The 22,322-nt window shown below is 74.4% G+C and carries 12 protein-coding genes; 5 read left to right on the top strand and 7 right to left on the bottom strand.

The annotated features are described in order from the left end of the window. Window positions 1–126: 126 nt before the first annotated feature. The 3 genes from SM418_RS28685 to SM418_RS28675 all read right to left on the bottom strand — a co-directional run bounded on the left by SM418_RS28685 (window position 127) and on the right by SM418_RS28675 (window position 2,811). Complete coding sequence (locus SM418_RS28685; protein ID WP_371944200.1) at window positions 127–1,263, bottom strand: sensor histidine kinase; 1,137 nt, start codon at window positions 1,261–1,263, stop codon at window positions 127–129. Next, entirely contained in the window at window positions 1,256–1,951 is a 696-nt protein-coding gene (locus SM418_RS28680) for a response regulator transcription factor (protein ID WP_371944201.1), read from the bottom strand. Before SM418_RS28680 ends, SM418_RS28685 begins: the two co-directional genes overlap by 8 nt. A 77-nt stretch (window positions 1,952–2,028) precedes the next feature. Beyond that, window positions 2,029–2,811: an SAM-dependent methyltransferase gene (locus tag SM418_RS28675; protein WP_371944202.1), complete on the bottom strand. Its 783-nt coding sequence runs from the start codon at window positions 2,809–2,811 to the stop codon at window positions 2,029–2,031. A 150-nt stretch (window positions 2,812–2,961) separates the two neighbouring features. On the opposite strand from SM418_RS28675, the gene SM418_RS28670 reads away from it, so the two are divergent. Both SM418_RS28670 and SM418_RS28665 read left to right on the top strand, forming a co-directional pair. Continuing rightward, window positions 2,962–5,559: a molybdopterin-dependent oxidoreductase gene (locus tag SM418_RS28670; RefSeq protein ID WP_371944203.1), complete on the top strand. Its 2,598-nt coding sequence runs from the start codon at window positions 2,962–2,964 to the stop codon at window positions 5,557–5,559. Next, window positions 5,556–6,491, top strand: a complete 936-nt coding sequence (locus tag SM418_RS28665) for an FAD binding domain-containing protein (RefSeq protein WP_371944204.1) — start codon at window positions 5,556–5,558, stop codon at window positions 6,489–6,491. The genes SM418_RS28670 and SM418_RS28665 overlap by 4 nt, the downstream gene beginning before the upstream one ends. A 97-nt stretch (window positions 6,492–6,588) precedes the next feature. On the opposite strand, the gene SM418_RS28660 is transcribed toward SM418_RS28665, so the two are convergent. Then, complete coding sequence (locus SM418_RS28660) at window positions 6,589–6,963, bottom strand: SH3 domain-containing protein (protein ID WP_371944205.1); 375 nt, start codon at window positions 6,961–6,963, stop codon at window positions 6,589–6,591. A 561-nt stretch (window positions 6,964–7,524) separates the two neighbouring features. On the opposite strand from SM418_RS28660, the gene SM418_RS28655 reads away from it, so the two are divergent. Further along, window positions 7,525–8,292, top strand: a complete 768-nt coding sequence (locus tag SM418_RS28655) for a hypothetical protein (protein ID WP_371944206.1) — start codon at window positions 7,525–7,527, stop codon at window positions 8,290–8,292. 49 nt (window positions 8,293–8,341) lie between these two features. On the opposite strand, the gene lexA is transcribed toward SM418_RS28655, so the two are convergent. The 3 genes from lexA to hutH are packed head-to-tail and all read right to left on the bottom strand — an operon-like array spanning window position 8,342 to window position 11,596. Beyond that, window positions 8,342–9,004, bottom strand: a complete 663-nt coding sequence (gene lexA / locus SM418_RS28650) for a transcriptional repressor LexA (protein WP_371944207.1) — start codon at window positions 9,002–9,004, stop codon at window positions 8,342–8,344. Between the two features lie 20 nt (window positions 9,005–9,024). Next, on the bottom strand, window positions 9,025–10,050 hold the full coding sequence (locus SM418_RS28645) for a BtrH N-terminal domain-containing protein (protein WP_371944208.1): 1,026 nt from the start codon (window positions 10,048–10,050) through the stop codon (window positions 9,025–9,027). A gap of 13 nt (window positions 10,051–10,063) precedes the next feature. Beyond that, window positions 10,064–11,596: a histidine ammonia-lyase gene (gene hutH / locus SM418_RS28640; protein WP_371944209.1), complete on the bottom strand. Its 1,533-nt coding sequence runs from the start codon at window positions 11,594–11,596 to the stop codon at window positions 10,064–10,066. Between the two features lie 287 nt (window positions 11,597–11,883). Between hutH and SM418_RS28635 the strand changes: the two genes are divergently transcribed. Both SM418_RS28635 and SM418_RS28630 read left to right on the top strand, forming a co-directional pair. Continuing rightward, the gene (locus SM418_RS28635; protein WP_371944210.1) at window positions 11,884–13,860 is read left to right on the top strand and encodes a LuxR C-terminal-related transcriptional regulator; all 1,977 of its coding nucleotides are present in this window, start codon (window positions 11,884–11,886) and stop codon (window positions 13,858–13,860) included. 118 nt (window positions 13,861–13,978) lie between these two features. Beyond that, window positions 13,979–22,297 carry an SDR family NAD(P)-dependent oxidoreductase gene (locus SM418_RS28630; RefSeq protein WP_371944211.1) on the top strand — a complete coding sequence of 2,773 codons (8,319 nt, stop codon included), beginning with the start codon at window positions 13,979–13,981 and terminating at the stop codon, window positions 22,295–22,297. The last annotated feature ends 25 nt before the right edge of the window (window positions 22,298–22,322 follow it).

The following is a 22,322-nucleotide window of genomic DNA, read 5'->3' as shown; positions in this document are numbered from 1 at the left end:
CCACTGAATACGGAGGACTGTTGCGGCGGCGTATGCGGTTTTCGATACGCCCGCGATATGCGCATTCCCCGAGCATCAAGGAAATGGCGCAAGCCGGACGTGCGATGGTCCGGCGACGGCGACGGCTTAGGCGGGCCCGCCCATGTGGGTGGCCGGGCCGGCAACGGCGCGGGGAAGCCGGATGGTGACGAGGAGGCCACCCGTGGGGCGGGGGACGAGATCGAGGGTTCCGTCGTGTGCTCGGACAATGCTGTGCACGATGGCCAGCCCGAGGCCGACGCCGGCATGCCCGTCGGTGCGCACGCGTTCCGTTCCGCGTTGGAAGGGCTCGGTGAGGGTCGGTACCAGTTCCGGCGGGAGCCGTCGGCCGGTGTTCTCGACCCGCAGCACGCTCGCGTCGTGCTGCGTTTCGGTGTGGACCGTCACCGTGCCGCCGGAGGGGAGGTTGTGGACGATGGCGTTCTGGACGAGGTTGGTCACCATCCGCAGCAGGAGTGCCGCGGAGCCGGTCGTCTGAGCCGTCTCGCCGGTGACGTCGAGCGTGGTCCGGCGCTGTTCGGCGAGGGGAAGCAGCGTTTCGGCGGCTTCCTCGGCGATGAGGGACAGGTCGACGGGCTCGCGGGTGAAGCCCCCGCCGTCGCCGCGGCTGAGCAGCAGGAGCGCCTCGGTGAGGTCGATCGCCCGAGTGTTGACGGTGTGCAGGCGTTCGATGAGTTCACCCTGGTCCCGCGTGGGGTCGTTGCGGGCGACGTCCAGGAGTGTCCGCGAGATCGCCAGTGGGGTGCGCAGTTCGTGGGAGGCGTTCGCGGCGAATCGTCGCTGTTGGGTGACGTGGGATTGCAGCTGTTCGAGCATGGTGTCGAACACGTCGGCGAGTTCGCGGAATTCGTCTCGCGGGCCTTGCATGCGGATCCGGTGGGACAGCGATCCGTTGGCGGCCGTCCGCGCGGCGTCTGCGATCTTTGTGAGCGGTGCGAGCATCCGGCCGGCGAGGATCCAGCCTCCCAGCAGGCCGAACAGCAGGAGGAAGGCCAACGCGGCGCCCGCGGCGGGGGCGAAGGTGCGCAGGAGGTCGGAGCGGTTGGCCGCCACGATGATCACGCCGTCGAACGTCTTGCGGAGCGCCCGGGGGTCTTCGTCGGGTACGTAGCGCAGCAGGAACACCCACACCACGGCGAGCAGGAGCGTGCCGGCGAGGAAGAGGAATCCGGCGTAGCTGAGGGTGAGTTTCAGCCGGGCGCTGAGCCCGGGCCGCCTATCCATCGCCGCCGCCCGAGCGGCCGGGGCCGGTGCCGGGGTCGATGCGGTAGCCGACACCGGGCACCGTGGCGATGAGCCATGGTTCGCCGAGCCGTTTGCGCAACGCGGAGACGGTGATGCGGACGGCGTTGGTGAAGGGGTCGGCGTTGGCGTCCCAGGCCCTCTCCAGGATGTCTTCGGCGCTGACCACACCGCCCTCGGCGGCGACCAGGACTTCGAGCACGGCGAACTGCTTGCGGGTGAGCGCGACGTAGCGTCCGTCGCGGAAGACCTCCCGCCGGAAGGGGTCCAGCCGCAGGCCCGCGATCTCGCGGACCGGGGGCCGGGCCTGCGCGCGCCTGCGGTCCAGCGCCCGCAGCCGCATGACGAGCTCGCGCAGCTCGAACGGTTTGGTGAGGTAGTCGTCGGCGCCGAGCCCGAACCCGGAGGCCTTGTCCTCGATCCGGTCGGCGGCGGTGAGCATCAGGATCGGGATGCCGGCGCCGGAGGCGACGATCCGCCGGGCGATCTCGTCGCCGGAGGGACCGGGGACGTCGCGGTCGAGGACCGCGAGGTCGTAGGAGTTGACGGCGAGCAGTTCCAGGGCGGTGGCGCCGTCGCCGGCGATGTCGGCGGCGATCGCCTCCAGCCGGAGACCGTCACGGACGGCTTCGGCCAGATAGGGCTCGTCCTCCACGATCAGCACGCGCATGGCCGAAGCCTAGGCAGCACCGCGTATCGCCGGCATATGCACCGGCATGCCTGCCCGGCCGTTCCGGCTCGTGGCGGCTATTTGACGGCGACTCCGCCGTAGACCCAGGCGCCGCCGCTCGCTGTGGCCTCGTGCTCGTCGGGGTGCCACTCATTGACCTTCACCAGCCCCGGTTCGATGAGGGAGAGTCCGTTGAACAGGCGCAGGATCTCGTCGTGCTTGCGGAAGACCATCGGCGCTGAGGCGTTCTCATAGGCGGCCTCGATGATCTCGACGAGATCGGCGGGGCGGTCATCGAGGGTGCTGTGGGAGATGACGAGGTGGCTGCCCGGGGCCATCCGGTCGGTGAACGCGCCGACGATGCCCGCCGGGTCTTCGGCGTCGGTGACGAAGTGCAGCATGGCGTTGAAGATGACGCCGAGCGGGCGGTCGAAGTCGATGAGGCGGGCCACGTCGTCGGATGCGAAGACGGTCTCGGGGGCGCGCATGTCGGCCTGGAGTGCGGCGGTGCGGTCGTCGGCGGCCAGCAGGGCGCGGGCGTGCACGATGACGATCGGGTCGATGTCCACGTAGACGACGCGTGCGTGCGGGTGGACGCCCTGGGCGATCTCGTGGACGTTGCCCCTGTTGGGCAGCCCCGCTCCGAGGTCGATGAACTGGTCGATGCCCTGCCGGGCGACGTGGGCGACGGCGCGGCCGAGGAAGCGGCGGTTCGCGCGCAGTGCCTCGACGCCGTCCGGGATGGAGGCGATGAGGTGGCCCGAGAGTTCGCGGTCGGCGGCGAAATTGTCCTTCCCGCCGAGCACGTAGTCGTACATGCGGGCCACGTTCGGGGTGTTCGGATCGATCCCCTGTGGCACGCCTGGCTGTTGCGACACCGATGGTTCCCGTCTGCTGTGGGCGATACGTCGTAGGGACAAGCTTAGAAGGTGAGATCATGTGAAAATAGTGATTCGCGGAGTTCGGTGTGCCACGATGAGCCGGACCATCGCCCGGCGCATGGAGCGCGAATGGAATTCAGCCTCAACGGCAAACCCGTCGACGTCGGTGTCGAACCCCAGGAGACCGTGGCGCGGGTGCTGCGGGAGCGGATGGGGCTGACCGGGACCAAGGTCGCCTGCGGCACGGGCGTGTGCGGCGCCTGCACCGTGCTGGTGGACGGGCGCACGGCGGCGAGCTGCCTGATGCCCGCCGGGGCGGCGGCGGACCGCGAGATCACGACCGTGGAGGGCCTCGGCGGCGACCATCCGGTGCAGCGGGCCTTCGCCGAGCACGACGCGCTGCAGTGCGGCTACTGCACGCCGGGCTTCGTGGTGGAGGCGGCGGCGTTCATGGACCGCTGGCGCGCCGAGCACGGCACGGCCGAGCCGTCCCGCGCACAGATCGCCGAGGCCCTGGCGGGTCACCTGTGCCGCTGCGGAGCGTACGCCGGCATCTACGAGGCGGTCGCGGCGGCGTGCGCGGGCAAGCACGACGGTGGCGAGGGCGACCGTGGCGAGCACGACGAGGGCACGGTGGCGCCGGTCCGCGTGGAGGCCCTCAGCAAGATCACGGGCGCGGCGCGGTACACGGCGGACGTCGTTCTGGAGGGGCAGCTCGAAGGTGTGATCGTGCGGTCGCCGCACCCGCACGCGAAGGTGGGGGAGATCCGGTACGACGGCCCGCTGACCGAGCTGCTGCCGCCGGACCGCGTCGTCCGGTACGCGGGCCAGCCGGTGGCCGCGGTCGCCGCGCCCACCAAGGCCGAGGCGCTCGCAGCGGCCGCGCGGGTCGAGGTGGACTACACGGTGCTGGGCGCGGTGCTGTCGCCGGAGGACGAGACCGTCGTCTATCCGACCGAGGAGTCGCGTAAGGGGGCGCCGCGCGCCAACGAGGGCCCGCTCGCGCCCGCCAAGTGGAACGGCAACGTGCGCGGACCCGCCGGCATGAGCTGGCGCGGCCGCACGGCGGCGAAGCGCATCGAAAAGGCCCGCAGCGAGAAGGCCCGCAGCGAAAAGGCCCGCAGCGAGAAAGACGGGGACGAGGGCGGCCAAACCCTGGTGGAGGCAACCTTCACCACCGCCGCACAGGTCCACACCTGCATGGAGCCGCACGCCTGCGTGGCCCACTGGGACGGCGGTGATCTGCATCTTCACGTGTCCACCCAGGCCGTGACCCGCGTCGCCGCACAGGCCGCCAAGCGCTGGAAGCTCCGTCCAGAGCAGGTCCATGTCGTGGCCGAGCACGTGGGCGGCGGTTTCGGCTCCAAGGTCAACGTCACCTCCGACGTGGTCGCCGCCGTGGAACTGTCCCGCCTGCACGGCGTGCCGGTCCGGGTCGTCCTCACCAGGGCGGAGGAGCTCGTCGACGGCGGCTCCCGCCCGGGGGTGCGCGTCGAGCTGGCCCTCCTCGCCGACGCCGAGGGCAGGCTGTCCGCCTTCACCATGGACGGCCACGGCGACTCCGGCGTCTCCATCGGGTCCAACGCGGCCTGGCACTCGCGGTTCTTCTACGGCAACGCGCCCCGCCGGATCCGCGACTACGACCACATCACCAACCGCGCCCCCGGCATACCCTTCCGCGGCCCCGGCCTCCCGCCGATGCTGTGGGCGCTGGAACAGACCGTGGACGAGGTGGCGCTGCGCCGCGGCGAGGATCCCATCGCGCTGCGCCGCCGCTGGGACGGCAACGCCAAGCGCCACGCGCTCTACGACCGGGCCTCGGAGCTGCCCATGTGGCGCGACCGTACGGATCCCGGCGAGGACCGCCTCCGCCGCGGCGTGGGCGTCGCGGCCGCCAACTACCTGTACGCCCTCGACCCGGGCACGAAGGTCTCGCTGACGGTCGAGCAGGGCGCCGTGGTCGCCCGCATCGCCACCCAGGACATCGGGACCGGCAGCCGGACGGTGATCGCCGAGGTCGTGCGGTCCGCGCTCGGCCTGCGGCCCGGCCAGGTCCGTGTCGAGCTCGGCCGCAGCGAACACGCCTACGGGCCGACCGCCGCCAGCAGCTGCTCCACCGCCTCCATCGCTCCGGCGGCCGAGGACGCGGCGCGCCGGCTCGGCGCGGCCCTCGGCGCCCGCTCCCTCGACGAGGCCGAGGGGCTCAGCGTCGTCGGCAGGCGTCCCCGGGACCGCCGCGGATACGTCACGCCCTTCGCCTTGGACCACTTCGCCATCGGCCGGGGCTTCACGGGAGCCGTCGTCGTCACCGAGGTCGAGGTGGACACCGTGCTCGGCCGCGTCAGGCCGACCCGCGTCTGGTGCGGGGTGGCGGCCGGCCACGTCTACGCGCCCCGGCTGGCCCGCAACCAGTGCGAGGGCGGAGTCATCCAGGGCATCGGCTACGCCCTGTTCGAGCAGCGCCAGGACGACCCGGCCACCGGCACCGTGCTCACCGCGAACCTAGACGACTACCGCATCCCCGGCATCGCCGACACCCCGGAGATCGACGTCTACTTCCACACCGAGGGCTGGGACCACGTGCCCGGCCGCGGCGTCGGCCTGGGCGAGATCTCCACCGTGGCCGTCGCCGCCTCGATCGGCAACGCGGTCAGGCATGCCACCGGCTGGCGCCCGCACGACCTGCCCGTCCGGCCCGACCTGCTCCTGGAGGGGATCGGCACGTGACCACCATCGAGGCCGCCGCCGGTGCCGTCCGCGACACCGGCGGCGAGTTGCGCGCCGGCGGCACCGACGTCATGACCCGGGCGACGCGCCCCCCGGTCGACCTGCTCGGCATCCCCGGCCTGACCGGCACCGCCTGGCGACCGGACGGCTCCGCCCGCATCGGCGCCCTCACCACCATCGCCGACCTGCTCGCCGACGAACGCCTGACCGCCGCGTATCCCGCGCTCGCCGCCACGGCCGCCGCCATCGCCACCCCGCAGATCCGCAACGCCGCCACCGTCGGCGGCAACCTCCTCCAGCGCAACCGCTGCTGGTACCTGCGCAATCCCGCCCTCACGTGCCACCAGACGGGAGGCGACACCTGCCCGGCCCGCGGGGGCGCCCACCTCTACTCGGCCGTCATCGACCAGGGGCCCTGCGTCGCGCCCCACCCGTCCTCGCTCGCCGCGGCCCTCCTCACCTACGCCGCCACCGCCGAGGTCCACGGCCGCTCCCCGCTGGGCATCGCCGAACTGTACGGGGACGGCGGTGACCCGACGCGCGACCATCTCCTGGAGCCCGCCGAGATCCTCCAGGCGGTCCTCCTGCCCGCGCCGACGCCGACCGAACGAGCCGCATACCGCCGCGCCACCGCCCGCCAGATGGCGGAATGGCCCTTGGTCGAAGCCGTCGCACGCCTCACCTTCGACGGCGACACCGTCATCACGGCCGCCGTGGCCGTGGGGGGAGTGGCCCGCACACCCCTCCTGCTTCCGGAAGTGTCCGAAGCCCTGCTCGGCAAGCCCGCCACCGCGGAAACCCTGGCCGTCGCCGCGGACCTCGCGACCGCCCGTTGCAGCCCCTTGCCCCAGACCGCGTACAAGGTGGCCCTTCTCCGCGCCACCCTGATCGACACCCTCACCGCCTGCTCGGCTCCGCCTCCTCCGTCCTGACCGGGAGATCCGGGCCGCGGAGCGCGATCGCGCCCCGCGGCCCGCGGCCCGCGGCCCGCGATCCGGGGCCTGCCGTCGGCGCCGGATCACGGGCGGCTCAGCAGTGCGTGACCTTGCCCTTGATGATCTTGATGTAGCGACCCGAGACCCACTCGGGCGTGCTGATACCGAGCCGGTACCAGACGCGCGTGTTGCCGATCTTCTGGCCGCGTGACCAGCACTTGATGTCGACGACCGCACCCGGCTTCAGCGAGCCGAGGGCCTTCGAGCGCGTGGTCGGCTTCGCCCGGATCGTCAGGCGGTGGCGGCTGATCACCTTCCCCTTCGGGTAGGCGTTGATGACCCCGCCGGCCGGGCGCTCCACCACGCCGGACGTGGCCTTCGGAGCCGACGCCAGCGCGGCCGGCGAGACGAGCCCCGTCCCGGTGACACCGGCCAGCAGGACTGTAGCGATCTTGTAGTGCCGTTCCATGCATCTCCCCCCGAGAACATCCGACTTACGAACCCTGATATTCCCCTCTGTGGCGAGTGTTAACTCTATGTAGTCAATGATCATGTCGAGGTCCGCCTGGGTCGCGGGCGGGGCGGTCGAGCGCGCCCCCCGGATCGGCCGCGAAGGCGCCGAGTCCGCCGTGCCGTGTCCGGAGGCGGCCGGTCCGGTTCTGTGGCCAGAAGCCTTCGCGGCCCCCGGTCGCTTCGATGTGGAAAGAACGACTGAACACTCCGTCAGGTTGAACCCCGAACCGGGGACTGAGTTAGGGCGTGTTTCGAAATCGGGCGAGTCCGAATGTGGCCACCGCCGCCTTTTGGCGCCCACGTGCGGTCGTCAGTGCGACGATGCGGGCCGTCTCGCCGAATTGCAGCAGGTCAGGTGCCCTTCGCCTGGTGGTCGGCTTCGGATGCAAATCGACACGAGCTCCGAACTCGGCACCCCTCGAATTGAATCCGAGTACTCACTCCGGTCTACTGGGCGGGCGGATGAAACGGCAATCGGCGAGCCCTTCCCCAAGGCCGTTGACCAAAGGACGTGAGAATGTTCGTTCCCTTCTCTCGATTCGCCCTCACCGGCGTTTGCGCCCTGCTCCTGGCCGGGCTCGGCGCCTGTGGCGCCGAGCCGGTCAAGAGCCCTCCGGCAGAGGCCAAGAGCCCTCAGGCCGGCGGGGCACCGGCCGCCGAGGGCCCCCTCATGACGGCCGCGTCCGCGTCCTGGGTCGGTGACCGGCCGATCGTCGTGCGGCCCGATCTCGAAGAGTGGGGCCGGGGCCGCAATCCCGACGCCGTCCTGGTCACGGGGACGCTGGACTCGGGCTTCGGGACGCCCAGGGGGCCGGCGGGACCGCACACCGGAGGGCTGGACGGAGATTGGTTCCTGGTGTTCAGCACCAGTGCTATCCAGGCGGGACGGGTCGCCGCTCCCAGGTGCGAACTTCCTGTCGAGGGACATCCGGACTACTGCATGGAGGAATCCGCCGTATATGGAATCGACCCGGGTGGGCCGAACAGCTTCGGCGTGTACACGCCGCACACGATCAGTGTCTACGACGGGGGTCGGCGGAATCTGCTCGCGGCCCGTGGCAACTCCATCCTGGAAACAAGAGCGACCAACGGGGCGTTGAAGGCGGGCGAAGCCTTCGAGGTCATCGTAGAACCGAAGGAACGATTGTTCACCGGAACCAAGATCCAGTCCGGTGATGTCGCCATGGTCTGGCTCAACGCCCGGGGCACGAGCGAGCGCATCCGTGTCACGAGCGCCATGCCCGCCCACGTCTTCCTTCCGGTGAGCCGGCCAACGGAGCAGTAAGACCTTGGGGCCGGGCGAAGATCTGAGACCCTCAGGGCGGGCACACGCGTCAGAGGCTGCGGACCACTGAGACGACGATGCCGAGCACGACGGCCTTGTCGCCGTCGATGACGTCGTAGTCGGGGTTGCGTGGTTCGAGCCGGACGTGGCCGTCGCGACGCCGGTACACCTTCACCGTGGCCTCGCCGTCGATCATCGCGGCGACGATCTGGCCGGAATGGGCCTCCTGCTGCCGGCGGACCACGACGATGTCGCCGTCGCAGATCGCGGCGTCGATCATCGAGTCACCGCGCACGCGCAGGCCGAAGACGGTGCCCCGCCCGGTGAGCTCGCGGGGCAGCGCCAGCGTGTCGTCGACGTGCTCCTCGGCCGAGATGGGAATGCCGGCGGCGATGTGCCCCACCACGGGGACGGGCACCGGGCCGTCCGAAGGCTCTCGTGACGGATCCTGCCCCAGGAACATGCGCGTGTCGATCGGACGCGACACCGCGGTGCCGCGCCGCAGGAAACCCTTGTCCTCCAGGCTCGCCAGGTGGCGCGACACCGACGACGATGACCGGAGCCCGACGGCGTCGCCGATCTGGCGCGTGCTCGGCGCGTACCCGTACCTGACCACCCAGTCCCGGATCATGGCCAGGATCCGCTGCTGGCGAGGGGGGAGGGCGGCGGCGTCCAGGTCCCCGAACGCGTCAAGATCACTGTAGGCGGTCACCCGCGGAATTGTAGAGGTCGTCAGGGGTTCCCGGCGGCGTCGGCGAGGGCTCGGACGGCCAGGTCCTCAAGGGCGGGGAGGGGTTCGGCGGCGTCGGCGAGCCCGGACGGATCGGAGACGCCGGCCAGCCGCGTCCAGGCCCGGGCGCAGGCGGCGTAGGCGTCGCCGGCGGCGGCGAAGGCGGTGTCGCCGGTGAGGCCGGCGACCTGATGGCAGAAGTCCGCCTGCAGACGGCGGAAGAGTCCGCCGCCGGTGCCCGCCTTCTCGATGAAGATCCACAGTGCGCGCAGCGCGGCGGCCAGCCCGTCGGGCTCGAACCGGTCGGGCCAGGCCGAGACGTCGGCGACGAAGTGCCGGACGCCGTCGACGCCGTAGAAGCAGTCGACGCCCTCGGGGATGATCGGGTCGGCGGGACGGTCACCGGCCCGGAGGGCGGCCACGGCGGCCGCTGCCGCGTCCCTGGCGGCGGGCAGCAGGTCGGGCAGCGCGGCCGGAAAGCTCAAGGGGAACGTGGCGTGCCGGTTGGGTGCGGGGAAGCCCGCCGAGTTGCGCGCTTTGGCGAGGGTCTGGAGCGGGACGCTCTGGATGTCCGCCCGGTCGTTGTCGGCGACGAACGCGGTGCCGGCGTCCAGGTCGTACCCGGTGATCACGACGGCGTGGAAGGTGTTGGACATCGCGACCCGCAGGTAGGGCAGTTCGCTGATGTCCGCCCAGGCGAGGACGGGGCGCCCGGCGTCCAGTTCCGCCGCGAGCCGCGTCCAGCCCTCGCCGGGGTCGTCGGTCTGCACGACGTCGAACCCGATGCCGAGCCGCGCGCACAGGTCCCGCTCCAGGGACAGGTGCCGGCCCTGGAGGTAGAACGGCGGATCCAGCCAGGGGGAGACGAAGTACTGGAAGTCCACGCCGGCGGCAAGCCCGAAGACGAGACCCTCGCCGGGCGGCCCGTCCCAGCCGAGGCCGGCCCATTCCAGCAGGTCGCGGAGCGAGGCGGAGCCGCAGTGCCCGCCGGGCCGGTGCGGGTAGCCGTCGATCACCGAACGCCGCAACGCGAAACTCCAATCAAGCGTTTGGTCGGCAAACTAGCATCCGGGCCCGTCCGGCGAGGCGCCCCGACCGGATGAGGTCGGCCGCCGCGTCGATCTCGGGGGTGAGGTACCGGTCGGCGCCGAACCCCGGTACCCGCTCGCGCAGCAGCGCGACCGCGTCCGACGTGCCGGGCGAGGGGCGCAGCGGGGCGCGCAGTTCCAGCGCCCGGGCGGCCGTCAGCAGCTCGACGGCCAGCACCGTCGTGACCCCGTCGAGCGCTCGCAGCAGCTTGCGCGCGGCCGCCCAGCCCATGGACACGTGGTCCTCCTGCATCGCGGACGTCGGGATCGAGTCCACCGAGGCGGGCACCGCGAGCCGCTTCAGCTCCGCGACCACCCCCGCCTGGGTGTACTGGGCGATCATCAGGCCGCAGTCCACCCCGGACTCCTCGGCGAGGAAGGCGGGCAGCCCCGCCGAGCGCGCGGGGTCGAGGAGCCGGTCGGTGCGGCGCTCGGCGATGCTGGCGACATCGGCCGCGGGGATGGCGAGGAAGTCCAGCACGTAGGCGAGGGGCGCGCCGTGGAAGTTGCCGTTCGACTCGATGCGGCCGTCCTCGAGGACGGCGGGATTGTCGATCGCGGAGGCCAGTTCGCGCGCCGCGACCGCCTCGGCATGGGCGAGGGAGTCCCGCGCCGCGCCGTGCACCTGCGGCGCGCACCGCAGCGAGTAGGCGTCCTGGACCCGGCCCGCGCCGCCGACGATCTCCGATCCGCGCAGCAGCGCCGAGATCCGCGCGGCGGAGTGCGCCTGCCCCGGATGCGGGCGGAGCGCCTGCAGGTCGGCGGCGAACACCCGGTCGGAGCCGAGCAGCGCCTCCACCGACATGGCGGCGGTGACGTCGGCGGTGTCGAGGAGGTTCGCGAACCTGTCGGCCGCGAGGACGAGCATGCCGAGCATCCCGTCCGTCCCGTTGATCAGGGACAGGCCCTCCTTCTCCTCCAGGTCCAGGGGCCGGAGGCCGGCCTCGCGCAGTGCCGTCGCCGCGTCCGCCTCCGCGCCGTCCGCCGAGACCACGGCGCCTTCCCCGGTGAGGGTGAGCGCGACCGCGGACAGCGGCGCCAGATCGCCCGAGCACCCGAGCGACCCGTGCTCCCGGACCGCCGGGGTGATGCCGGCGTTCAGCATCGCCGCGAGGGCGAGGGCCACCTCGGGCCGGGCCCCCGCCACGCCGGTCGCCAGGGTGTGGGCCCGCAGCAGCATCAGCGCGCGGACGACCTCGCGCTCGACCAGACCGCCCGCGCCCGCCGCGTGCGAGCGGACGAGGGAACGCTGGAGCGCCAGCCGCCGGTCCGCCGGGATGCGCCGCCCGGCCAGCGCGCCGACGCCCGTCGTGACGCCGTAGACGGGGGCGGGCGAGTCGCGCAGCGCCTCCACGCGGTTGCGCGCCTTGGCCATGACCTCCACGGCGGTGCCGGTCACCTCGACCCGCGCCCTGCCGTGCGCGACGTCCGTCACGGCGGCGGGAGTGAGCGGATCCGGACCGATCGTGACCACACCACTGGACACGCTGCCCCCTGTTCGTCGTGGCCGCGCGGAGCGCGGTCCGATGCAGGGCGATCGTCACCCGCGGGAGGGGAGTGCCGTCACCCCTAGGCGGCCCCTACGCAGGGCTGTTGACACGTCTTCGATCATTCCGGTTCTATGATCAAAATGCGGCGACCCCGTCCTTTCGGTGCCAATGGCGGACCCGAAAGGCGCTGCGCGATCTGGTACTTCTCGAAGATTGTCGTATACGGGAGGCTGCGATTTCTGTTCTGCCTGGCCAGCGTGTCTTGGTGCGTTCCGAACGGCCGATGGATCGACTGGTACTGCAGACGGCCGCCGTTCTCGCCGACGAGGGAACACCCTCCAGAGTCGCCGAGATGGCGGGCATGGACCCGGGGCAGGTCGTCGGCTCGCTGAGCCGGCTCCGCGAGGCCGGCCTGCTCGAGACGGGGCGGTTCCGCGACAGTCCGTCCCGATGGCGCGTGCTGACCGCGATGCCGCGCGAGCGCAAGCGAGCCCTGCACGTAAGGGCGGCGCAGCTCCTGCACCGCGACAGGGCGGGGGTCGCGGTCGTGGCGCGGCACCTGGAGGCGGCCGGGACGGCGGACGGCGACTGGGGCGTCCAGGTGCTGTTCGAGGCGGCTGGAGAGGCCATTTTCGACAACCGGTTCGGCGCGGGCAACAGATATCTCGGCCTGGCGTACCGGGAGAGCTCGTCCGAGTCCATGCGTGCCGAGATCGTGGCGGTCCAGGCGCTGGTGGAATGGCAGTTCGCGCCCTCCGCGAGCAGCCGAAATTACCGGCGGCTGAAATCGGTGGTGCGCGCGGGACAGGTCCCCGACCATTACAGAGCGGCGGTCGCCAGGCTGTTTCTGTGGTATGGCGATGCGGCGGCCACGAAGGACGCACTGGATCTGCTCATGCATTCCGGCGCCGAGGCCCAACAGCGTTTCGCATGGTCGTGGCTGAGGTATTTCGTTCCGGGCGTGCACGCCCGGTACGCCGACGCCGGAAGGAGACGGGCGGCCCTCGCGAACCGCGGCGCCGCCGGGACCGCCGCGGGCGGGGCCGCGGAACTGCTGGCCGACACCGGCCAGGATGCGGGGTCCGGCCAGCGGACCGACCCGGCGCTCGCGGGGGACGCCGCGCTGCGGACCCTGCGCACACACCGGCTGAGCGGGTCGGCGCTGGTGCCGCTGGTCAACGCCGTCGGGGTCCTCGGCTACCACGAGCGGCTCGACGAGGCCGAGGCCTGGTGCGGTGCGCTGATCGCGCAGGCGGACGCGCGAGGCGTGCCGATGTGGCGCTCGATGCTCCGGGCCCTGCGTTCCTCGCTGAGGCTCCGGTCGGGTGATCTGCGGGGCGCGCTGGCCGACGCGCGATCGTCCCTCGGCGTGTTCCCGGTCTCCGCGCTCGGCACCGGCGCCATCGGGCCGATCGCGACATCGGTACGGGCCGCCACCGCGATGGGCCGCTGCGAGCAGGCCGCGGTCCAGCTCGCCCACCCCCTCCCGGACATCTGGCCGGAGACGATGCACGGGCTGCTGTACCGGCAGGCCCGGGGCCATTTCCGCCTCGCGGCCGGGCGGCCGGAGGAGGCGCTCGCGGACTTCCGCGACTGCGGCGCGCGGATGCTCCGCTGGGGGATCGACCGGCCCGGTCTCGTCGCGTGGCGGAACGATGTCGCGCAGGCCCACCTGGTGCTCGGCGATCGCCGCCGGGCACGGCGCTTCGCGGCGAGGCACCTGGCCGTGCTGGGCCCGGCCGACGCGCACGTGTCCGGAGCGGCCTCGCTGCGGCTGCTCGGCGCCGCCGCCGACGACCCGTCCGCGGCGGTCGTCCTCCTGGAGCGGTCGCTGTCGATCGCCGCCGCGCGCGGCAACGCGTACGAGCAGGCGCTCACGCAGGAGGCGCTGGCGGCGGCGCACGAGCGCGCCGGCGACCGCGTCCGGTCGATGATGGCGGCGCGGAAGGGGAACCGTCTCGCGCGGGAGTGCGGCGCGGCCCCGCTCGCCGAACGCCTGGCGGCGCTCGCGGGCGACGACGCCCGCCCCGGCGCGGCGGACGCGGACGCCGGTCCGGACCCCGGGCGGCCGGCGCCGGACCGGCTGACCTCGGCCGAGCGCCGGGTGGCCGAGTGCGCCGCCGAGGGGCTGCGCAACCGCGACATCGCCGCACGGCTCGACGTCACGGTGAGCACCGTCGAGCAGCACCTCACCAAGGCCTACCGCAAGCTGGGCATCAACCGGAGAGAGGACCTGAGCTACGCGCTGATCGACGCGTGACCGCCCGTCCTTCCGCGCCCCTAGGGGTGTGCTTAGGGGTGCTCGCACCCGCGGCCCCTGGCACATCATGTGTCCCGCCCGGCAGGGCATGGGACACGAGGGACGAGGGGGATCGGGGATGCTGAGGAACAGCCTGCTCCGGCCGCTGCCGCAACTTCTCGCCGAGCACTCCCGGACTCACGGCGCGGACGTCGCGTTCTCCGACGAGACCGTCGCGCTCACCTACGCGGACCTGCGGGCTCGCACCGCCGCCCTCGCGGCCGCGTTCGCCCGGGCGGGGCTCGGGCGCGGCGACCGGGCGGCGCTGTGCCTCGGCAACGGCGCGCTGATGGCCGAGTCCTACGTCGCCGTCCTGCGTGCGTCGGCGGTGGGCGTGCCGGTCAACCCGGTCGCGACCGTGGAGCAGGTCGCCCACATCCTGGACGACGCCGGCGTCCGGCTTCTCGTCACCGACACGGCCCAGTACCGGAGGCTCGCGGACGTCCTCCAGCGGCGCCCGGGGATCGAGGTCGTGCTGACCGACGCGCCCGCGGCCGTCGGCGGGGTCCACGCGTACGCGGAACTCGCCGCGGACGAGGGCGCCGAGCCCCGGGACGACCTCGATCTCGACGAACCGGCGTGGATCCTCTACACGTCCGGCACGTCGGGCGTGCCGAAGGGCGTGGTCTCGTCCCAGCGGAACGCGTTGTGGAACATCGCGGCGTGCTACGCGCCGCTGGTCGGCCTGTCGCGGGAGGACAGGCTGCTGTGGCCCCTCCCGCTCTTCCACACGCTCGGCCACAACCTCGGGGTGGTCGGGGTGCTCGCGACGGGCGCCTCGGCCCACTACCTGGACGGTTTCGTCGCCGAGGAGGTGCTCGCCCGGCTGGAGGCGGGCCGCCACACACTGCTGCCGGGCGTCCCGACCTACTTCCGGCAGCTCGTGCGGAGCGCGGAGGGCGCGCGGGTCCGGGCGCCGGGGCTGCGCGCCTGCCTGAGCGGCGGCGCCGTCGCCACCGCCGACCTGCGCCGGGACGTCGAAGGGGTCCTCGGGGCGCCCCTGCTGGACACCTACGGCTGCACCGAGCTGTCCGGCCCCATCACGATGTCGCCGCTCGACGGGTCGGCGCCACCCGGTTCGTGCGGTCTGCCGGTCCCCGGGCTCGGGTTCCGGATCGTGGACCCGGAGTCGGGCAAGGACGTCGCCCGGGGAGACGAGGGCGAGATCTGGGCGAGCGGCCCGAACGTGATGGCCGGCTACCACGGCGACGCGGACGCCACCGCGGCGGCGCTGGCCGGCGGCTGGTACCGGACCGGCGACCTGGGCGTCCAGGACGAGGACGGGTTCGTCTCCATCACCGGCCGGATCAGCGAGATCATCATCCGCGGCGGCGAGAACGTGCATCCCGCGGAGATCGAGGGCGCGCTGCGGCGGCAGGGCGGCGTGCTGGACGCGGCGGTGACCGGCCGGGCCGACGAGCTGTACGGCGAGGAGATCGTCGCGCTGGTGGTGGTGGTGGACGGGGAGCCCGGGCGCGAGCGCCTCGAGGCGCACTGCCGGTCCCTGCTGCCGCACTTCAAGGTTCCGGCCGAGTACTGGGCCGTCGACCGGATCCCCCGGACGCCGTCCGGGAAGATCATCCGCCGGGAGCTGGCGGGGCTGCCGCGCCGCGCCCTGCCGGAGAAGGCTCCGGCTCCGGCGACACCGGCCCCGGCCCCCGGCCCTGAGGGCGCGGACGGCCGCTACCTCGACCTCGTGCTCTCCCACTGCGCCGAGGTGACGGGACGGCCCCTGACGGCCGCCGACGCGGGCCGCGCCTTCCGGGACCTCGGCCTCGACTCGCGCGGCGCCGCCCGGCTCCGCGACCGGCTCCGGTCGGACACCGGGGCGGCGCTGCCCCTCGCCGCGATCTTCAACCATCCGACCCCGGCCGAGCTGGCGGAGGCGATCGCGGCGCTCCGGCGGCCGGTGACGGCGCCCGCGCAGACCGGTGCGCCCCGCGCGGGCGCGCGGGCCGCGGCCGGCGTGCCCGGCGAACCGATCGCGATCGTCGGCATGGGGTGCCGGTTCCCCGGCGGCGCCGACTCCCCGGACGCCCTGTGGAAGATCGTCGAGAGCGGGGCGAACCCGCTGTCGGGCTTCCCCGCCGACCGGGGCTGGGACCTGGACGCGCTCTTCGACCCCGACCCGCAGGCGCCGGGCACCTCGTACGTGCGGGCCGGCGGTTTCGTGGACGCGGCCGCCTTCGACGCGGCGTTCTTCGGTGTGGGGCCGCGCGAGGCGGTCGCGATGGACCCCCAGCAGCGCCTGCTGCTGGAGGTGTCGTGGGAGGCGGTCGAGCGGGCCGGGATCGATCCGAGGTCGCTGCGGGGCAGCCGCACCGGGGTGTTCGCCGGCGCGATGGCCTCCGGACACCTGCCGCAGGCGGTGCCCGCCGAGCTGGAGGGGTTCGCCGCGACCGCGGCGGCGGGCAGCGTGGTCAGCGGGCGGATCGCCTACACGCTCGGGCTCTGCGGGCCGGTGGTGACGATCGACACCGCGTGCTCGTCGTCGCTGGTGGCGCTGCACCAGGCGGCGGGCGCGCTCCGGTCCGGCGAATGCGATCTGGCGCTCGCGGGAGGGGTGACGGTGATGGGGAGCCCGGCGTCCTTCGTGAGCTTCTCCCGGCAGCGCGCCCTGGCGCCGGACGGGCGGTGCAAGGCGTTCGCGGCCGGCGCGGACGGCACCGCGTGGGCCGAGGGCGCGGGCGTGCTCGTCCTGGAACGGCTGTCGGACGCGGTGCGGCACGGGCGGCCGATCCTGGCGCTGGTGCGCGGCTCGGCGGTGAACTCCGACGGCGCGAGCAACGGCCTCACCGCCCCGAACGGGACGGCGCAGGAGCGCGTGATCCGGGACGCGCTGGCGCGCGCCGGGCTCGCGCCCGCCGACGTGGACGCGGTGGAGGCGCACGGCACCGGAACCGCGCTCGGCGACCCCATCGAGGCGGGGGCGCTGCTGGCCGCCTACGGGCGGGACCGGCCGGGCGACCCGCTGTGGATCGGGTCGGTGAAGTCCAACCTCGGCCACACGCAGGCCGCCGCCGGCGTGGCCGGGGTGATCAAGATGGTGGCGGCGCTGCGGCACGGCGTCCTGCCGGCGACGCTGCACGTGGACGAGCCGACCCCGCACGTGGACTGGACGTCCGGCGCCGTCCGGCCGCTGACCGGGGCACGGCGCTGGCCGGCGGCGTCCCGGCCCCGGCGGGCGGGCGTGTCCGCGTTCGGGGTCGGCGGCACCAACGCGCACGTCGTCATCGAGGAGGCGCCGCCTCGAAGGCGGGAGCCCGCGGCGGCGGACGGGACGGATCCGTCCGCGCGTCCCGGGCCGGTCGCGTGGACGCTGTCCGGCCGGTCGCCGGACGCGCTGGAGGCGCAGGCGCGGAGGCTGGCCGCGTGGGCGGAGGCCGATCCCGCCCTCGACCCGGTGGACGTGGCCGCGTCGCTGGCGACGACACGGACGGCCTTCGAGCACCGGGCGGCGGTCGTGGGCGCGAACCGCCGAGGGCTGCTCGCGGGGCTGGCCGCGGTCGGCTCGGGCGGTTCCGCGGCCGGCGTCGTCCGGGGCCGCGCCGCGGACCGCCCGGTGCCGGTGTTCCTCTTCCCCGGCCAGGGATCGCAGCGCGCCGGCATGGGCCGCGGGCTCTACGCGGCGCACCGCGTGTTCGCCGAGGCGTTCGACGAGGTGTGTACGCTCCTCGACCCGGAACTGAAGCGACCTCTGCGGGAGGTCGTGTTCGCCGAGCCGGGCGCGCCCGGCTCGGCGGCGCTGGACGAGACGGCCTACACCCAGGCCGCCCTGTTCGCGGTCGGGGTGGCGCTGTTCCGGCTGGCCGAGTCCTGCGGCGTGCGGCCCGGCCTGATGGCGGGACACTCCATCGGTGAGGTGACGGCCGCGCATGTCGCCGGGCTGTGGTCGCTGCCCCACGCGGCGAGGCTGGTCGCCGCGCGCGGCAGGCTGATGCAGGCGCTGCCGCCGGGCGGCGCGATGCTGTCGGCCCGGCTCGGCGAGGGCGACGCCGCCGCGTTGCTGGCGGGCCGCGCCGACCGGGTCGCGATCGCCGCGATCAACGGGCCGGAGTCGGTCGTCCTGTCCGGGGACGCGGACGCGGTGGCCGAGCTCGCCGCCGAGCTGTGGGAGCGGGGCGTCACGGCGAAGCCGGTGCGGGTGAGCCACGCCTTCCACTCCCCGCGCGTCGAGCCGATGCTCGCCGAGTTCGCCGAGGTGTGCCGTGGGCTGGAGTACCGCTCTCCGGAGGTCCCGCTGGTGTCGAACCTGACCGGGCTGCCCGCCGACCCGGAGGAGCTCCGCGCGCCCGGCTACTGGGTGCGCCATGTCCGGGAGCCGGTGCGGTTCGCCGACTGCGTGCGCTGGCTGCGCGAGAGCGGCGGCGCGACCCTGTACCTGGAAGCCGGGCCCGGCACGGTCCTGTCGGGTCTCGTCGGCGCGGACGCCGCCGAGGCCGGGCACGCGCTCGCGGCGCCGACCGTGCCGATGCTGCGGCCGGATCGCGACGAGGCCGAGTCGTTCCACACGGCGCTCGCCGAGGCCCACGTGGCGGGGAGCGCGGTCGTCTGGCCGGAGGCCGCCGCCGGGCGGCGGGTCGAGCTGCCGACGTACGCGTTCCAGCGCAGCGCCTTCTGGGTTCCCTCACGCGGGACGGGCGACGCGGCGGCCCTGGGCCTGCGGCCGGCCGTGCACCCCCTGCTCGGCGCGGCGGTCTCCCCGGCGGACGGGGACGGCGGCGTGCTCTTCACGGGACGGCTGGGACCCGGGACGCACGCGTGGCTGCGCGACCACGGGATCCGCGGGACGGCGGTCGTGCCCGGCACCGCCTTCGTCGAGCTGGCGCTGCACGCCGCCGCGCGGACCGGGTGCGAGCAGGTGGCGGAGCTGGTGCTGGAGACACCGCTCACGGTGGCGGACGGCCGCGCCGTGGAGATCCAGGTCGGAGTCGGAGGGCCGGGGCCGGCCGGGGACCGCTCGTTCGCCGTCCACTCCCGGGAGGCGGAGGAGGACGACTGGATCCGGCACGCCGCGGGCGTGCTCACGGCCGCCGGGAACGAGCGGCCGCCCGAGCGGACGCGGGCGTGGCCGCCGCGCGGCGCGGAGCCGATCGACGTCACCGGCGCCTACGACCGGCTGGCGGAGCGCGGATACGACTACGGCGCCGCCTTCCGGGGGCTGCGCGGCGCGTGGCGGCGCGGCGACGAGATCTTCGCCGAGGTCGCCCTCCCCGGCCCGGCACGCCCCGGTGCGGAGGCGTTCGGCGTGCACCCGGCGCTGCTGGACGCGGCGCTCCACGCGCTCGCGCTCTGCCAGGAGGACGACCCCGGCGGCGAGGTGCTCCTCCCGTTCCTCTGGGAAGGCGTGCGGCTGCACGCCTCCGGGGCGACCGGCCTGCGGGTGCTGCTCCGTCCGGACGGCCCGCACCGCACGGCCGTCACCGTCACCGATGCCGAGGGCGGGCCGGTCTGCACCGTCGACACCCTTACCGTCCGACCGGTCTCGCCCGACCGGCTGCTTGCCCCGGGGGCGGCCCAGGCCGGGCCGGTGTACGCCGTCCGGTGGGTCCCGGCCGCCGGTGACGCGGACGGGCCGCGCGGCCCCTCGCCCGACTTCGTGGTGCTGGACTGCGCGGCGGACGCCGGGCCCGGCGACCGCCCCGCGAGCATCCTGAACACCGAGAGCACCCTGAACACCGAGAGCACCCTGAACACCGCGCAAGCGGCGACCGCCCGCATACTCGGCGAACTGCAGCGCCTGCTCGGCGGCGGGGAAGGCGACGCGCCCACCGCGGTGGTCGTGACCCGAGGCGCCGTCGCCGTCGACGACGGTGAGCACGTCACGGCGACCGGGCTGGCGCAGGCGGGTGTGCAGGGCCTCGTCCGCAGTGCGCAGGCCGAGCACCCAGGACGCCTCGTCCTGGTCGACGCCGATGCCGACGCCGCGACGCTGGACGTGCCTGCCGTTCTCGCGCTGGGCGAGCCCGAGGTCGCGGTCAGGCGGGGCCGCCACCTCGTGCCCCGGCTGCGCCGGGCGGACGCGGCGGGCCGCCGGAGCGTCGACCCCGCGCGTGCGGAGTGGCGTCTCGTCCTCGGTGAGAAGGGCGGGTTCGCGGACGCGGATCTCGTCGCCGCCGACCCCGGCGAAGGCCACCGGCCAGGGCCGGGCGAGGTCCGCGTCGCGATGCGCGCGACCGGCGTGAACTTCCGCGACGCGCTGATCGCCCTCGGCATGTACCCGGACCCGGACGCGGTCGTCGGCGGGGAGGGCGCGGGCACGGTGCTCGAAGTCGGAGCCGGTGTCCGCGGCGTCGCGCCGGGCGACCGCGTCATGGGCCTGTTCGACGGCGTGGCCTCGACGTCCGTCACCGACCACCGGCTGGTGGCGCCGATCCCCGAGGGGCTGTCCTTCGTCCAGGCGGCGGCGCTGCCGGTGGCGTTCGCGACCGCCTACCACGGGCTGTGCGACCTCGCCGGCGCGCGGCCGGGGGAGGCGCTGCTCGTGCACGCCGCGACCGGCGGCGTCGGGACGGCCGCCGTCCAGTTCGCCCGCCACCTCGGGCTCGAGGTGTACGCCACCGCGAGCGAGGCGAAGCGGGACGTCCTGCGCGGCATGGGCCTCGACGACGACCACATCGCCGACTCGCGGTCCGCGGAGTTCGAGGCGAAGTTCCTGGCCCGGACCGGTGGGCGCGGCGTCGACATCGTGCTGAACGCGCTCGCCGGCGAGCTGACCGACGCGTCGCTGCGGCTGCTGCCGCGCGGCGGCCGGTTCGTCGAGATGGGGCAGACCGACGTCCGCGACGCCGCGGCGGTCGCCGCCGCGCACCCCGGCGTCGACTACCGCCCGTTCCTCCTGCTGGACTCGGCCGGCCCGGACCGGATCCAGCGGATCCTCCGGGACCTGTCCGAGCTGTTCGCCGCCGGGGTCCTGACCCCGCCGCCGGTGACGCCCCGGGACGTCCGGCGCACGGGCGAGGCGCTGCGGTTCGTCAGCCAGGCCCGGCACGTGGGCAAGGTGGTGCTCACCTGGCCGCGCCCGCTCGACCCGGACGGCACCGTGCTCGTCACGGGCGGGACGGGGGTCCTCGGCGGGCTCGTCGCGCGGCATCTCGTCGCCGGGCACGGGGTGCGGCGGCTGCTCCTCGCCGGGCGCCGCGGCCGGGCGGCGGACGGCGCCGAGTCGCTCGCCGCGGAACTGGCCGGGCTCGGCGCCGCCGTCACGATCGAGTCCTGCGACGTCGCCGACCGGGACGCCCTGGCGCGGCTCATCGGAGCGGTACCGGACCGGCACCCGCTCACCGCGGTCGTCCACGCCGCCGGGGTCACCGACGACGCGGTCCTGGCCGCCCAGACCCCCGGCCGCCTGGATCGCGTGTTCGCCCCGAAGGCGGCCGCGGCCTGGCACCTGCACGAGCTGACCCGCGACCTGGATCTCTCGGCGTTCGTCCTGTTCTCCTCGGCGGCCGGCGTCCACGGCACGGCGGGGCAGGCGAACTACGCCGCGGCCAACGCCTTCCTCGACGGCCTCGCCCGGCACCGGGCCGCGCTGGGGCTCCCGGCCACGGCCATGGCCTGGGGCCTGTGGGCGCGGCCCAGCGCGCTCACCGGGCATCTCGCTGACGCCGACCTGGCCCGGCTCGCCCGGTCCGGCTTCCGCCCGCTGCCGACCCACCGCGCCCTGGCGCTCTACGACCGGGCGGCGGCGCTCGGCCTTCCGGCGGTGCTCACCGCGCATCTGGACCCCGCTGCGCTGCGGGCGGCCGCCGCGGACGGCGGCGTCCCGCCGCTCCTGCGCGACGTGGCCGGTGACCGGCCGCCTCCCGCGCGCACGGCCGCCCCGCCGGGACGGCCCCGACGCCCGGCGGACCTCGCCGCACGGCTGGACGGCCTGGACACCGCCGAACGGCGCCGGGTCGTCGAGGAGGCCGTCCGGGAGGCGGCGGCCCGCGTGCTGGGCCACGCCGGGCCAGGCGCGGTGGACCCGGTGGTGAGCTTCAAGGAGGCGGGGATCGACAGCCTCGGCGCGGTGGAGCTGCGCAACCGGCTGGCCGCGATGACGGACGGCGCGCTGCCCGCGACCGTCGTGTTCGACCACCCGTCCCCGCGCGACCTGGCCGCGTACCTGGACGAACGGCTGCCCGCCGCGCGGGAGGAAGGGGCGGCGGACGGGACGGGCGGGCGCGGGAGCGGGCGCGGCGCGGCCGCCCTCCTGGCGGAACTCGCCGGGCTCGTCGACGAGCTGGCGGGGCTCGACCTGGACCCGCCCGTCGCCACCGCCGCCGCGACGAGGCTCACCGGCCTCATCGGTGCGCTGCGGAGCCCCGGCGCCGGGGACGGGGCGGCGGAGCGCATCGAGTCGGCCGGGGACGACGAGCTCTTCGCGCTGATCGACGGCGCCGGGCCCCCGCGCTGACCACACGACCGAGTTTCGCGTAATC

Source organism: Actinomadura chokoriensis (assembly GCF_041463665.1).
Lineage (GTDB): Bacteria > Actinomycetota > Actinomycetes > Streptosporangiales > Streptosporangiaceae > Spirillospora > Spirillospora chokoriensis_A.
The sequence above is the reverse complement of the archived record's forward strand: the minus strand, read 5'-3'. Positions and strand labels throughout refer to the sequence as shown.